The organism is Kosakonia pseudosacchari, from assembly GCF_015167415.1.
GTDB classification, from domain to species: Bacteria; Pseudomonadota; Gammaproteobacteria; order Enterobacterales; family Enterobacteriaceae; genus Kosakonia; species Kosakonia pseudosacchari.
In genome coordinates this window covers 4,644,305-4,660,063 of record NZ_CP063425.1, presented here as the reverse complement: position 1 = coordinate 4,660,063, position 15,759 = coordinate 4,644,305, and the positions used below count along the sequence as shown (strand labels likewise).

Genomic DNA, 15,759 nt, shown 5'->3' with positions numbered 1-15,759 from the left:
GATGGCCATCTTGGGATTACAGGGGATTCGCGGTGGTGTGGGGACGACATCAATCACTGCGGCTCTGGCCTGGTCATTACAACTTTTAGGCGAATCGGTGCTGGTGATTGATGCCTGCCCTGATAACTTGTTGCGCCTGTCATTTAATGTCGACTTTGAACATCAACACGGCTGGGCGCGCGCGGTATTAGATGGACAAGACTGGCGCGATGCCGGCATGCGCTATACCTCGCAGCTCGATCTCCTGCCTTTTGGCCGTTTGACGGCGAATGAGTGGGAAAACCTCCATTTATTGCATGAACCGCTTGGCCAACTCACCACTATTTTGCAGGCGCTGAAAACGCAGCAACGTTATCAGTGGGTGTTAATCGATCTCCCGCACGGCGTTGCACCGCTGTCACGCCAGTTTGTGGCACAGTGCGACCATCTGTTTGTGGTGGTAAAACCCGACACCAACTGCCATATCCGTTTGCACCAGCAGCTTTTACCTGCGGGCGCACATATTTTGCTTAACGATCTGCGCATCGGCAGCCAGTTGCAGGACGACCTCTGGCAAGTGTGGCTGCAAAGCCAGCGGCAGATACTTCCGACCCTTATCCACCGCGATGAAGCGATGGCGGAATCGCAGGCATCGAAACAGCCATTGGGCGAATACCGGGCGGATTCGCTGGCGGCGGAAGAGATATTAACGCTGGCGAACTGGTGCTTGCTGCACTGTGCGCACCCGGGTGAAGTAAGCGCTGAGCAGGAAAGGAGCCCGCAATGAGCCGCCTTTCCGCCTGGTTGCTGATCCCGCCGGTGAGCGCGCGGTTAAGCGAGCGCTACCAGCGCTACCGTGAACACGGCGCTTCGGGGTTTAGCGCAGCCTCTGGCTGTTTCTGGGCGATCCTCGCATGGGTGTTTATTCCGCTGGAGCACCCGCGCTGGCAGCAACTCCGTGCGCAGCAGCATTTGTGGTTCCCGCATATTGATCCTGATAAACCGCGACCGCTCGATCCGGCGCGTTACCTGCTGCAAACCCTGTGGTTGCTGGTCACGCTGCCCTGGGGCGATAGAAAGTCGCCCCGTCGCCAACGTTTCGCCCGGGCGCGTGTGCTGCGCGGGCGTTGGTATCACTGGCTGGATACGCTGCCGGAGCGCGTAACGCACCGCACCGGTCATCTGGATGATAAAAAAGAGTTGGCGCATATCAGCCCGCGCGTGCGCCGCTTTATTCTCGGCATCATTGTGGTGTTCTCGCTGATCCTCGCCATTCTGTGTATTACGCAGCCGTTTAACCCGCTTTCACAGTTTGTCTTCCTGATGTTGCTGTGGGGCGTGGCGCTGCTGGTACGCCGAATCCCGGGGCGTTTTTCCGCTCTGATGCTGATCGTGCTCTCGCTCACCGTTTCCTGCCGCTATATCTGGTGGCGCTACACCTCGACACTGAACTGGGACGACCCGGTGAGCCTGGTATGCGGCCTGGTGCTGCTGTTCGCGGAAACCTACGCGTGGATTGTGCTGGTGCTTGGCTATTTCCAGGTGGTATGGCCGCTTAATCGCCAGCCGGTGCCGCTGCCGAAAGATATGTCGTTATGGCCTTCTGTCGATATTTTTGTACCGACCTATAACGAAGATTTGAATGTGGTGAAAAACACCATCTACGCCTCGTTGGGTATCGACTGGCCGAAAGACAAACTGAAGATCTGGATCCTCGATGATGGCGGGCGCGAAGAGTTCCGCCAGTTTGCCAAAAGCGTTGGCGTGGAGTACATCGCGCGAACCACGCATGAGCACGCAAAAGCGGGCAACATCAATAACGCGCTCAAGTACGCGAAGGGCGAGTTCGTGTCGATCTTCGACTGCGACCACGTACCGACACGCTCGTTCCTGCAAATGACCATGGGGTGGTTCTTAAAAGAGAAAAAACTGGCGATGATGCAGACGCCACACCACTTTTTCTCGCCGGACCCGTTCGAACGTAACCTGGGCCGTTTTCGTAAAACCCCGAACGAAGGCACGCTGTTCTACGGGCTGGTGCAGGATGGCAACGACATGTGGGACGCGACCTTCTTCTGCGGTTCTTGTGCGGTGATCCGCCGTGGGCCACTGGATCAGATTGGCGGTATCGCCGTTGAAACCGTTACCGAAGATGCGCACACCTCGCTGCGTTTACACCGCCTGGGGCATACGTCGGCGTATATGCGCATCCCGCAGGCGGCCGGGCTGGCAACAGAGAGCCTGTCTGCGCACATTGGCCAGCGTATTCGCTGGGCGCGCGGCATGGTGCAGATTTTCCGTCTCGACAACCCGCTGATGGGCAAAGGGCTCAAACTGGCGCAGCGCCTCTGTTACGTCAATGCGATGTTCCATTTCTTATCGGGCATACCGCGGCTCATCTTTCTGACCGCGCCGCTGGCGTTCTTGCTGCTGCATGCTTACATCATTTACGCGCCCGCGCTGATGATTGCACTGTTCGTGCTGCCGCACATGATTCACGCCAGCCTGACTAACTCGAAGATTCAGGGCAAATATCGTCACTCTTTCTGGAGCGAGATCTACGAAACCGTGCTGGCGTGGTATATCGCGCCGCCCACGCTGGTGGCGCTGTTCAACCCGCACAAAGGGAAGTTTAACGTCACCGCCAAAGGCGGCCTGGTGGAAGAGGAGTATGTGGACTGGGTGATTTCCCGTCCTTACATCTACCTTGTGTTGCTCAACCTGGCGGGCGTACTGGTCGGGATTTGGCGTTATTTCTACGGCCCGGAAAACGAAATACTCACCGTCTTCGTCAGTATCGCGTGGGTGTTCTACAACATGATTATTCTTGGCGGCGCGGTGGCGGTTTCTGTCGAGAGTAAACAGGTTCGTCGCTCGCATCGCGTTGAAATGTCGATGCCTGCGGTGATTGCCCGCGAAGATGGTCATCTTTTCTCCTGTACCGTGCATGATTTCTCCGACGGCGGGCTGGGTATCAAGATTAACGGCCAGGCGCAGGTGCTCGAAGGGCAAAAAGTGAATTTGCTGCTCAAACGCGGCCAGCAGGAGTATGCGTTCCCCACCACCGTGGCGCGTGTGAACGGCAATGAAGTGGGCCTGCAATTGATGCCGTTGACGACCAAACAGCATATCGATTTTGTGCAGTGTACTTTTGCCCGCGCCGACACATGGGCGCTATGGCAGGACAGCTTCCCGGAAGACAAGCCTCTGGAAAGTCTGATGGATATTTTGAAACTGGGTTTCCGCGGCTATCGCCATCTCGCGGAATTTGCTCCGCCGTCTGTCAAAATGATTTTCCGCTCATTCACCATGCTGGTGTCCTGGGTGGTGTCATTTATTCCGCGCCGTCCGGAACGGAATGTGGCGGTGCAGCAACCGATGACGTGACTGGCTCAACAATGATGAAAACGCGATGAAAAGAAAACTTTCCTGGATTTGTGCAGTGGCTATGGGGACGAGTGTTTTATCTCCGGTGATGACGTATGCAGCGCCAGCCCCGACGGTTCCGGCTGTTGCGCCCGCCACTGAGCCGGTGGCAACGCCTGCGCCGGAACAAACGGAATCATTGACGCCAACCACGCCAACCGACGGCCAGAACGTTGTCGGACAGGTGATGCCGGGCGTACCGGGGGCGAATGCGCCAGTGGTCGCCGCAAACGCGCCGTCGCGCGATGTGAAACTGACTTTCGCCCAAATCGCGCCGCCGCCGGGTAGCATGGTGCTGCGCGGTATCAACCCGGACGGTGGCGTTGAGTTTGGTATGCGCAGCGATGAGCTGGTATCGAAAGCGGTGCTCAATCTTGAATACACGCCATCGCCCTCTTTACTGCCCGTACAATCCCAATTGAAGGTCTATCTGAATGATGAACTGATGGACGTCCTGCCGGTCACCAAAGAGCAACTCGGCAAGAAAACGCTGGCGCAGGTGCCGATTAACCCGCTGTTTATCACCGACTTCAACCGTGTGCGGCTGGAGTTTGTCGGCCACTATCGCGATGTGTGCGAAAACCCGGCCAGCAGCACGCTATGGCTGGATATCGGTCGCAGCAGCTCGCTGGATTTGACTTACCAGAAACTGGCGGTGCAAAACGATCTCTCCCACTTCCCGATCCCCTTCTTCGACCCGCGTGACAACAGGGCGCTGACGCTGCCGATGGTTTTCGCTGGCGCACCGGACATTGAACAACAGCAAGCCGCTGCCGTTATTGCCTCCTGGTTTGGCTCCCGCACCGGCTGGCGCGGCCAGAGCTTCCCGGTCACGTATAACACGTTGCCGGATCGCAACGCGATCGTCTTCGCCACCAATGACAAGCGTCCTGATTTCCTGCGTGATGCGCCGGCGGTGAAAGGGCCGACCATCAGCATGATCAACCACCCGAATAATCCGTATGTGAAACTGCTGGTGGTGTCTGGTCGTGATGACAAAGATCTGATGCAGGCGGCGAAAGGTATCGCCCAGGGTAACGTGCTGTTCCGTGGCGATAGCGTCACGGTGGATGAGGTGAAACCGCTGCTGGCGCGTCAGCCGTACGATGCGCCGAACTGGGTGCGTACTGACCGTCCGGTGACGTTTGGCGAGCTGAAAACCTATGAAGAGCAGTTGCAGTCGACCGGGCTTGCGCCTGCCGCTATCAACGTGTCGCTGAACCTGCCGCCGGATCTCTATCTGCTGCGCAGTACCGGTATCGATATGAACCTGAATTATCGTTACACCGCGCCGCCGACCAAAGACAGCTCGCGCATGGATATCAGCCTGAATAACCAGTTCCTGCAATATTTCAACCTGACCAGCAACCAGGACACCAACCGTCTGCTGCTGCGTCTTCCGGTGTTACAAGGGCTGCTGGACAGTAAAACGGATGTCTCCATTCCGGCGCTGAAGCTGGGCGCGGTGAACCAGTTGCGCTTTGATTTTCAGTATATGAACCCGATGCCGGGCGGCACCATTGAGAACTGTATAACCTTCCAGCAGGTGCCAAACCGCGTGGTGATCGGCGATGACTCCACCATCGACTTCTCGAAGTATTACCACTTTATTGCGATGCCGGACTTACGCGCCTTCGCCAATGCTGGCTTCCCGTTTAGCCGGATGGCCGATTTGTCGCAAACCATCGTCGTCACGCCGCCGCAGCCCACGCCTGCGCAAATGGGCACCTTGCTGGATTCACTGGGTGCGGTGGGCGCACAGACCGGCTTCCCGGCAATCAATGTGCAACTGACTAACGATGGTAATCAAATCAAGGATAAAGATGCCGACATCATGATCATCGGCACCATTCCACCGGCGTTAAAAGACGATAAGAAAATCGATCTGCTGGTGAATGCGGCGCAAAGCTGGGTAAAAACGCCGCTGCGCCAGACGCCGTTCCCGTCGATTGTGCCGGATGCCGCCGACCGGCAGGCTGATGCGCAAACTGGCATCACTTCCGATGGCCCAATGGCAGCGATTGTCGGCTTCCAGTCGCCGTATCACGATCAGCGCAGTGTGGTCGCGCTGCTGGCAGATAGCCCACGCGGGTATGAATTGCTAAATGGGGCGATGAACGACAGCGGCAAACGCGCGGCGATTTATGGCTCGGTGACCGTTATCCGCGAATCTGGCGTCAATGGCCTGCGCGTGGGCGATATTTACTACGTCGGTCACTTGCCGTGGTTTGAGCGCATCTGGTACGCGCTGGCTAACCATCCTGTGCTGCTGGCGGTGCTGGCGGCGGTCAGCGTGGTGTTGCTGGCGTGGGTGCTGTGGCGTCTGCTGCGGATCATTAGCCGTCGCCGTCTCGACCCGGATCACGAGTAACGAAAATGAGAATGCGACGTTGGTGGGTGATAGTGGCGTTGATGCTGGCGGCGGTAAATGTGCGCGCCGCCTGCACATGGCCTGCCTGGGATCACTTCAAACAAGCCTATCTCAGCGATGGCGGCCGGGTGGTTGATCCCAGCGATCAACGCAAGATAACCACCTCGGAAGGGCAGAGTTATGCGCTGTTCTTCGCGCTGGCGGCGAACGATCGCGACACCTTTGCCAGGGTGCTGCAATGGACGCAAAACAACCTGGCGCAAGGCTCGCTCAGTAGCCATCTTCCCGCCTGGCTGTGGGGCAAAAAAGAGGAAAATAGCTGGACGGTGCTCGACACCAACTCGGCGTCAGACTCCGATCTGTGGATTGCCTGGTCGCTACTGGAAGCGGGGCGTTTATGGAAAAACGACGAGTACAGCCAGCTGGGTAAAGCGTTGTTAGCCCTCATCGCCAAAGAAGAAGTGGTGACGGTGCCAGGGCTGGGATCGATGCTGCTGCCGGGCAAAATCGGTTTTGCCGAACCGACAACCTGGCGTTTTAACCCGAGCTATTTGCCACCGCAGCTGGCGAGCTATTTCAGTCGCTTTGGCGCACCGTGGTCGACGCTGCGCGAAACCAACCTTCGCCTGTTGCTGGAAACGGCGCCAAAAGGCTTTTCGCCAGATTGGGTGCGGTTTCAAAAAGGCAACGGCTGGCAGCTTAACGCTGAAAAAACATTCGTGGGCAGTTATGACGCCATCCGCGTTTATTTGTGGGTCGGCATGATGCACGACCGGGATACGCAAAAAGCACGCCTGCTGGAAAAATTCAAACCAATGGCCAGCGTGACCACGAAAAACGGCCGCGTACCCGAAAAAGTGGATGTGGCGACCGGGCAAATTCACGGCGATGGGCCGGTGGGCTTTTCCGCTGCGCTGCTGCCCTTTTTACAGGATCGCGATGCGCAAGCCGTACAACGGCAATGGGTCGCCGATCATTTCCCCGGCGACGATGCCTACTATAGCTATGTTCTGACCCTGTTTGGGCAAGGGTGGGACCAGCACCGTTTTCGCTTCACCCCTCGCGGTGAGTTACAACCTGACTGGGGCCAGGAATGCGCAACTTCACAGTAAGCTTACTCTGTTTCTCACTCGCGCTGGCGCTGGCTCCCGCTACGCATGCGGCCGATGCTGGCGCGCAGCAGCAACTGCTTGAGCAGGTGCGTCTTGGTGAAAGCACCAAACGCGAGGATCTGGTGCGCCAGTCGCTTTATCGCCTTGAGCTTATCGCGCCGGATGACCCGGAAGTTATCGCCGCGCGCTTACGCTATTTGCTGCGCCAGGGCGATAACGCGGGCGCACAAAAGCAGCTTGATCGCATGAAACAACTGGCACCCGATTCCAGCACCTATAAATCGGCGGTGACCACTATGGCGCTCTCCACACCGGAAGGTCGCCAGGCGCTGCAACAAGCGCGTTTGCAGGCCACCACCGGCCATACGCAGGAAGCGCTTGCTGCTTACGACGCCCTGTTCAAAGGTAGCCCGCCGCAGGGCGAGCTGGCGGTGGAGTACTGGATGCTGGTGGCAAAAGTGCCCGCGCGTCATGCGGAAGCGGTGAAACGTTTGCAAGCGTTGAATGCCGCTAATCCTGGTAACGATCTGCTGCAGGGCGGGCTGGCGCAGATGTTGTTTGCCGATGGGCGCAGTGCGGAAGGGTATGCGGTGCTGGAACAGATGGCGAAAACCAGCAATGGTCGCGCAGCTGCGGCGAGCATCTGGTATCAACAAATTCAGGCGATGCCGACCAGCGACGCCAGCGTGAAAGCCCTGCAGCGTTTTCTGACGCTGTTTAGTTCAGGCGACACGGTAGACAGCGCCCGTACGCTGCTTGCCGCGCAGCAAAAACAGCTGGCCGACCCGGCGTTTCGCGCGAAAGCGACGGGGCTTGCGGCGGTGGATGCCGGGCAGGGCGCGAAAGCGCTGAGCGCGTTGCAACAAGCGGTCAACGCTAACCGCGCGGACAGCGAAGCGGTCGGGGCGCTGGGGCAAGCCTATTCACAAAGCGGCGATCGCGCGCGCGCGGTCGCGCAGCTGGAAAAAGCCATCGCCATGGACCCGACCAGCGGTAACCGCAGCAAGTGGGACAGCTTGCTGAAAACTAACCGCTACTGGCTGTTGATTCAGCAGGGCGATGCGGCGCTGAAAGCCAACAATGTGCAACAGGCGGAACGTTATTACCAGCAGGCGCGCAACACGGATAACACGGACAGCTACGCGGTGCTGGGTCTGGGTGATGCCGCCGCAGCGCGCAAAGATAATGCGGCAGCCGAAGGTTTCTATCGCCAGGCGCTGCGCATGGATAGCGGCAACAGTAACGCGGTGCGCGGCCTGGCGAATATTTACCGTGCGCAGTCACCGGAAAAAGCGGAACAGTTTATTCAGTCGCTCTCGACCAGCCAGCGGCGCAGCATTGATGATATTGAACGCGGGTTGACTAATGACCGGCTCGCGCAGCAGGCAGAAGCGCTGGAAAACAGCGGTGAATGGGCGCAGGCGGCAGAGCTGCAACGTAAACGGCTGGCGCTCGACCCCGGCAGCGTATGGATAACCTACCGGCTGGCCAGCGATCTCCGCCAGGCGGGGCGGCGGGGCGAAGCCGATTCGCAGATGAACCGTCTGGTCACGCTCAAACCGCGCGACCCGGAACAGGTCTACGCCTATAGCCTCTATCTTTCCGGCAATAACCAGCCACTGGCGGCGCTGAATCACCTTAATGCGCTGCCGAAAAGCCAGTGGAACAGCAATATTCAGGAACTGGCCGACAGGCTGCAGGCCAATCAGTTGCTGGACAACGCCAACCGCCTGCGCGATGGCGGTCATGAAGATCAGGCGGTAGCGCTACTGGCGCAGCAACCGGTGTCTTCACGCATTGATTTAACCCTCGCCGACTGGGCGCAGCAGCGCGGCGACAACGGCGAAGCACAACGTTATTACCAGCGTGTTCTGCAAAGAGAACCCGCGAATGAAGAGGCGTTGCTTGGCCTTGCGGAGCTGTATGCCGCAGATGGCAATCGCATGGCCGCGCGGGCGGCGCTGGCGAAATTACCGGCAACGACGCCCGCCCAGCCGCCATCAATTAACACCCAGCGTCGGCTGGCGCTGGTACAAACCCAGTTGGGCGATACCGCCAGCGCAAAACGGATCTTCACCACCATCGTCCCGCAGGCGAAGTCTCAGCCGCCGTCAATGGAGAGCGCGCTGGTACTGCGCGATGCGGCGCGTTTCGGGGTACAAAACGGCGAGCCGCAGCAGGCGCTGGAGAGTTATAAAGATGCGATGGTGGCATCCGGCATCACGACGACGCGCCCGGTGGATAACGACACCTTTACCCGCCTGACGCGAAATGATGAAAAAGATGACTGGCTGAAACGCGGCGTGCGCAGCGATGCCGCCGATCTTTACCGTCAGCAGGATCTCAATGTCACCTTGCAGCATGAGTATTCGGACTCCAGCGGTACAGGGGGGTATTCGAATTTAAAAGCGCATAACACCATGTTGCAGGTGGATGCGCCACTGTCAGACGGGCGGATGTTCTTCCGTACCGATGTGGTGAATATGGATGTCGGGACATTCAGCACACGTGATGACGGCACGTATCGCCCGCGCTTTGGGACGTGTGTTGATGTTCCCTGCGTTGGCGGGAATCGCCACCAGTCTGACAACGGCGCCAGCGTAGCAGTAGGGTGGCGAAACAATACCTGGTCGATGGATATCGGCACCACGCCGATGGGTTTTAATGTCGTTGATGTGGTGGGTGGGGTCAGTTACAGCAGCGATATCGGGCCGTTTGGTTATACCGTGGATTTACATCGCCGCCCCATTTCCAGCTCGCTGCTGGCCTTTGGTGGGCAAAAAGATCCCGGCAGTAATACCGGTAAAACCTGGGGCGGTGTGCGGGCGAACGGCGGCACGCTGAGTCTCAGTTATGACAAAGGCGAAGCAAACGGCGTATGGGCGAGCCTCGGGGCGGATACGCTGGAAGGCAAAAACGTTGACGACAACTGGCGCGTGCGCTGGATGACCGGTTACTACTACAAACTGATCAACGAAAATAACCGCCGCGTGACCGTAGGCCTGAACAATATGATCTGGCACTACGACAAGGATTTGAGCTATTACACCTTAGGCCATGGCGGTTACTACAGCCCGCAGGAGTACCTCTCTTTCTCGGTTCCGGTATTGTGGCGTGAGCGTACGGAGAACTGGTCCTGGGAACTTGGCGGTACGGTGTCGTGGTCGCACTCGCGCACGAAAATGATGCCGCGTTACCCACTGCTTAACTTAATTCCTGCGGATTTCCGCACCCTGGCAAGCGAGCAGACCGAATCCGGCGGCAGCAGTAATGGCTATGGTTATACCGCGCGCGCGCTCATTGAACGCCGGGTGACGTCCCATTGGTTTGTGGGAGCCGGTATCGATATTCAGCAGGCCAAAGACTACACCCCAAGCCACGCGCTGATTTATGTGCGTTATTCCGGCGCGGGCTGGCAGGGCGATATGGATATGCCGCTCCAGCCTCTGGTGCCGCACGCCGACTGGTAAAAAAGGAGTATTCCTGGCGGGAAATAACGGTATCTGGCGATAAAGGCGCCGCTGTTAACCGCCAGAGATTCAACAGGTTATCACCTGCATTCCTCGCAGTTTTCCGCTGAATGAGATTCTGCTTAGCGGTTTATCTCAAGTGACGCACGATAGAGTATACTCTGGCGGCGAAGTACCCTTTTTTTCTGTTCTGCGCTCATTGTGTCTCTGGAGAGTGATTTTGCGTGTCAGCCGTTCTTTAACCATTAAACAAATGGCCATGGTTGCTGTTGTCTCTATGGTGTTTGTTTTTATTTTCTGCGTCATTTTGCTGTTTCATTTCTTACAGCAGAATCGCTATAACACGGCTACACAACTGGAAAGCATTGCCCGTTCCGTACGCGAACCTCTTTCAGCGGCGATTTTAAAAGCCGACATCCCCGAAGCAGAAGCGATTATCAAACAGATTAAACCGGCGGGTGTCGTCAGCCGCGCGGATGTCGTTCTACCGAATCAATTTCAGGCCTTGCGCATGAGCTTTATCCCGGAACGTCCGGTTCCGGTGATGATCACCCGAATGTTTGAACTGCCGGTGCAGATCTCTTTGCCCATCTATTCGCTGGAGCGCCCGGCAAACCCGCAACCGCTGGCTTACCTGGTGCTACAGGCGGATTCATATCGGGTTTATAAGTTCGTCATCAGTACCTTATCAACGTTAGTGACGGCTTACTTACTTTTAACGTTGATGCTCACGGTGGCGCTTACCTGGTGTATCAACCGGCTGGTGGTTCACCCGCTGCGAAAAATTTCCCGCGAGCTTAATGACCTTCCGGCGCAGGAGCTTGCCGGGCATCAGTTGCCCGTGCCGCGTCTTCATCATGATGATGAAATTGGCATTATGGTGCGCAGCTACAACCGCAACCAGCAATTGCTGCGGCGTCAGCAAGAAGAACTGAACACCCAGGCGACACATTTCCCGGTTTCGGAACTGCCGAATAAAGCTTTCCTGATGGCGCTGCTGGAGCAAACGGTGATCCGGCAAAACCCGACCGCGCTATTGGTTATCGCCTGCGACACGCTGCGTGATACCGCCGGTGTGCTGCAGGAGTCGCAGCGCGAGATGTTGCTGTTGACGCTGGTGGAGAAACTGAAATCGATACTGACGCCGGACATGGTGCTGACGCAGGTGAGCGCTTATGACTTTGCGATTATCGTTCACGGTGTGAGTGAGCCGTGGCACGCGATGACGCTCGGTAAGCAAGTGCTCACTGTAATTAACGAGCGTGTGCCGCTGCACGGCATCCAACTGCGGCCCAATGCCAATATTGGTGTGGCGATGTTTTACGGCAACCTTTCTGCCGGGCAGCTTTACCACCGGGCGGCTTCCGCTGTCGTCAGCGCGCAGCGCAAAGGGAAAAATCAGATCCAGTTCTTCGATCCGGAGCAGATGGAACTGGCGCAGCAATGGCTGGCGCAGGAGAGCGACATACTTACCGCGCTTGATGAGGGGCGTTTCGCGCTCTGGTTGCAGCCGCAGGTGGATGCGGCGAGCGGCGAACTGGTGAGTGCGGAAGCGTTGCTCCGTTTGCGCCAGCCAGACGGCAGCTGGGCATTACCGGAAGGGCTTATCGAACGTATTGAATCCTGCGGATTGATGGTCAACGTCGGGTATTGGGTGCTGGAAGAGTCCTGCCGCCTGCTGGCGGGCTGGCAAGCGCGCGGTATCATGCTGCCGCTCTCGGTGAATCTTTCGGCCTGCCAGTTGACGCATCCCTCGATGCTGGCCGATATGCTGGATTTGTTGCAGCGTTACCGTATTGCGCCGCAGACGCTGATCCTCGAAGTGACAGAAAGCCGCCACATTGACGATCCCCAGGCCGCAGTGGCGATTTTGCGCCCGCTGCGTGATGCCGGGGTGCGCATTGCGCTGGATGATTTCGGCATGGGTTATGCCGGGTTGCGCCAGCTGCATCACATGAAGTCGTTACCGGTGGATGTGCTGAAAATTGACAAAATGTTTGTTGAAGGTTTGCCGGATGAACACAGCATGGTGGCCGCCATTATTCACCTGGCGCGCAGTCTGGATCTGCGCATCGTCGCGGAGGGCGTGGAGAATGAAGCGCAACGGGCATGGCTTGCTGATGCGGGTGTTGATGTGGCGCAGGGCTTTTTATTTGGCCGCGCGGCGTCTGCCGAGGCGTTTGAACAGCAGTTTTTTGCCGTATCGGATAAGCCTGAAAACGCGTAATTTGTTACGGGCTTGTGCGAGTCAGTTCAAAGTTTTTAACATTGTTGTTTCAGATTTGATGTAAGTTTATTTCTGTCATGTTTGACGGGTGTTATTTTTAAACCGCAGGCTAAATGAAAACCCTACAAAGCCTGAGGTTTAATCTCAAGGACACCTTATGAAAACCTCCCTGTTTAAAAGTCTCTACTTTCAGGTTCTGACCGCGATTGCCATCGGTATTCTGCTTGGTCATTACTACCCTGAACTCGGGGCGCAGATGAAACCGCTTGGTGATGGCTTCGTGAAGCTCATCAAGATGATCATTGCCCCGGTGATTTTCTGTACTGTTGTCACCGGTATCGCCGGCATGGAAAGCATGAAGGCGGTAGGTCGTACCGGTGCGGTTGCACTGCTCTACTTCGAAATTGTCAGTACGCTGGCGCTCATCATCGGTCTGGTTATCGTTAACGTGGTGCAACCGGGCGCCGGAATGAACGTCGACCCGGCAACACTTGATGCCAAAGCCGTGGCGGTTTATGCCGAACAGGCGCAGCAGCAGGGGATTGTCGCCTTCCTGCTTGATGTGATACCGGCGAGCGTGATTGGCGCTTTCGCCAGCGGCAATATTCTGCAAGTGCTGCTGTTCGCGGTGCTGTTTGGCTTCGCGCTGCATCGCTTAGGCCATAAAGGCCAACTGATTTTTAACGTTATCGAAAGTTTCTCGCAGGTGATCTTCGGCATCATCAATATGATCATGCGCCTGGCGCCGATTGGCGCATTCGGGGCGATGGCGTTTACCATCGGCAAATATGGTGTCGGTACGCTGGTGCAACTCGGTCAGTTGATTATCTGCTTCTATGCCACCTGTATCCTGTTTGTGGTGGTGGTGCTGGGCACTATCGCCAGGGCGACGGGATTCAGCATCTTCAAGTTCATTCGCTATATCCGCGAAGAGTTGCTGATTGTTCTGGGCACCTCTTCGTCTGAATCGGCGCTGCCGCGCATGCTGGAGAAGATGGAGCGCCTGGGCTGCCGTAAATCGGTGGTCGGGCTGGTTATCCCAACCGGCTACTCCTTTAACCTGGATGGCACTTCCATTTACCTGACGATGGCGGCGGTATTTATCGCCCAGGCGACCAACAGCCATATGGATATTTTCCATCAGATAACGCTGCTGGTGGTGCTGCTGCTGTCATCAAAAGGTGCCGCCGGGGTGACGGGCAGCGGGTTTATTGTGCTGGCCGCCACGCTTTCCGCCGTCGGGCACTTGCCAGTGGCGGGGCTGGCGCTGATTCTGGGTATTGACCGCTTTATGTCCGAAGCCCGTGCGCTGACCAACCTGGTGGGTAACGGCGTCGCTACCATCGTGGTGGCGAAGTGGGTAAAAGAGCTGGATCAAAAACAGCTGGTCGAAACGCTGGATAACCGTTCCAGCGCGGCAAAAACCCCCGGAATTTCTTCATAATTTCGTGACTTATGACCGCAGTCCCTTGTCGGGCTGCGGGTACCTGCGCATAATTACCTCCTGGATTCGTCACAATTTCCGATGAAATTTCGTGATAATTCACTTCGCGATGTGACGTTTTGCATTTTCCGCGGTCTAAAAGCGAAGTGTTTTAACACGCTTTTAGCCCCTTTGTGCGGGCATACTTTTTAACCAGGAATGTTGATTAGGGGTTCACATGCAGGGCACAAAAATTCGACTGTTAACGGGCGGTTTGCTGATGCTGGCAGCTGTCGGTTATGTGCAGGCAGATGCGCTCCAGCCTGACCCGGCCTGGCAACAAGGGACGCTGGCAAATGGTTTTCAGTGGCAGGTTCTCGCCACACCTCAGCGCCCCAGCGATCGCATTGAGATTCGCCTGTCTATTGATACCGGTTCGCTCGCCGAAAGCAGCCAACAGAGCGGTTTCAGCCACTTTATTCCCCGCGTTGCGTTGACCCATAGCGGTCGGCTTGAACCTTCCCAGGTGCGCTCGCTGTGGCAACAAGGCATTGACCCAAAGCGCCCGCTGCCGCCAGCGCTGGTCTCCTACGAATACACGCAATATAACCTGAGCCTTCCGAACAACCGCAGCGACCTGCTGAAAGAGGCGTTGGTTTACCTGGCAGATGCGGCCGGAAATCTCACCATCACGCCGGAAACGGTTAATCACGCACTCGCCAGCAACGATATGGTCGCCACCTGGCCTGGTGACACCAAAGACAGCTGGTGGCGCTACCGCCTGAAAGGTTCGCCGCTGCTGGGACACGATCCCGCCGGCACGCTGAAAGAACCGGTCGATGCGGCGCAACTGAAAGGTTTCTACGAAAAATGGTATACGCCGGATGCCATGACGCTAATTGTGGTCGGGAACGTGGATAGCCGCGCCATCGCAGAGCAGATTGGTAAAACCTTCGGCGAGCTGAAAGGGAAACGCCAGACGCCTGCGCCGGTTGCGACGCTGTCGCCGCTGCCGCGCCAGTCGGTTAGCTTGATGACCGAGGGCGTCAGCCAGGATCGTTTATCGATCATGTGGGATTCCGCCTGGCAACCGATTCGTGAGTCTGCCGCGCTTGAGCGTTACTGGCGTGCGGATTTGGCGCGCGAAGCCCTGTTCTGGCATATCCAGCAGAACCTGAGTAAAAACAACGCCAAAGAGATTGGCCTCGGTTTTGACTGCCGGGTGCTGTTCCAGCGGGCGCAATGCGCCATTAACGTTGATTCCCCCAATGACAAGCTCAACACCAATGTCGGCGTGATTGCGCGTGAGCTGGCGAAAGTGCGCGAGAAAGGGCTGCCGGAAGAGGAATTTAAAGCGCTTATCGCGCAGAAAAACCTTGAGCTGCAAAAACTGTTTGCCACCTATGCGCGCGCCAGCACCGATATTCTAATCAGCCAGCGGATGCGCTCTTTGCAAAACCAGGTGGTGGATATTGCGCCGGAGCAGTATCAAAAGCTGCGCCAGACTTTCCTGAACAACCTGACGCCGGAGATGCTGAACCAGGATCTGCATCAGCAGCTTTCACAGGATATGGCGCTGGTGTTGCTGCAGCCGAAAGGCGAGCCGGAGTTCAACATGAAGGATTTGCAGGCAACGTGGGATGAAGTGATGGCACCGCCAGCGGATAACGCCGCGGCACCTGCTGCCAGTGGTGACGAAAGCCATTCTGACGTCTCGGACATTCCCCCGCAGCAATAATACTTAACTGCCC

Annotated in this window: 8 protein-coding genes; all 8 read left to right on the top strand. The window is 57.0% G+C overall.

The features are described 5' to 3' along the window. Position 1: 1 nt before the first annotated feature. The 8 genes from bcsQ to IP581_RS22095 all read left to right on the top strand — a co-directional run bounded on the left by bcsQ (position 2) and on the right by IP581_RS22095 (position 15,746). Positions 2 to 766 carry a cellulose biosynthesis protein BcsQ gene (gene bcsQ / locus IP581_RS22130; protein ID WP_193821373.1) on the top strand — a complete coding sequence of 255 codons (765 nt, stop codon included), beginning with the start codon at positions 2 to 4 and terminating at the stop codon, positions 764 to 766. Then, complete coding sequence (gene bcsA, locus IP581_RS22125) at positions 763 to 3,366, top strand: UDP-forming cellulose synthase catalytic subunit (protein WP_193821372.1); 2,604 nt, start codon at positions 763 to 765, stop codon at positions 3,364 to 3,366. Before bcsQ ends, bcsA begins: the two co-directional genes overlap by 4 nt. A gap of 25 nt (positions 3,367 to 3,391) precedes the next feature. Beyond that, positions 3,392 to 5,776, top strand: coding sequence for a cellulose biosynthesis cyclic di-GMP-binding regulatory protein BcsB (gene bcsB, locus IP581_RS22120; protein WP_193821371.1), 2,385 nt, complete (start codon positions 3,392 to 3,394; stop codon positions 5,774 to 5,776). Between the two features lie 5 nt (positions 5,777 to 5,781). Further along, entirely contained in the window at positions 5,782 to 6,888 is a 1,107-nt protein-coding gene (bcsZ, locus tag IP581_RS22115) for a cellulose synthase complex periplasmic endoglucanase BcsZ (RefSeq protein ID WP_193821370.1), read from the top strand. After that, entirely contained in the window at positions 6,870 to 10,358 is a 3,489-nt protein-coding gene (gene bcsC, locus IP581_RS22110; protein ID WP_193821369.1) for a cellulose synthase complex outer membrane protein BcsC, read from the top strand. Before bcsZ ends, bcsC begins: the two co-directional genes overlap by 19 nt. 220 nt (positions 10,359 to 10,578) lie before the next feature. Beyond that, entirely contained in the window at positions 10,579 to 12,585 is a 2,007-nt protein-coding gene (hmsP, locus tag IP581_RS22105) for a biofilm formation regulator HmsP (protein WP_228007796.1), read from the top strand. Between the two features lie 157 nt (positions 12,586 to 12,742). Beyond that, on the top strand, positions 12,743 to 14,029 hold the full coding sequence (locus tag IP581_RS22100; protein ID WP_086872556.1) for a dicarboxylate/amino acid:cation symporter: 1,287 nt from the start codon (positions 12,743 to 12,745) through the stop codon (positions 14,027 to 14,029). A gap of 217 nt (positions 14,030 to 14,246) precedes the next feature. Continuing rightward, entirely contained in the window at positions 14,247 to 15,746 is a 1,500-nt protein-coding gene (locus tag IP581_RS22095) for a M16 family metallopeptidase (protein ID WP_193821367.1), read from the top strand. Positions 15,747 to 15,759 lie beyond the last annotated feature (13 nt).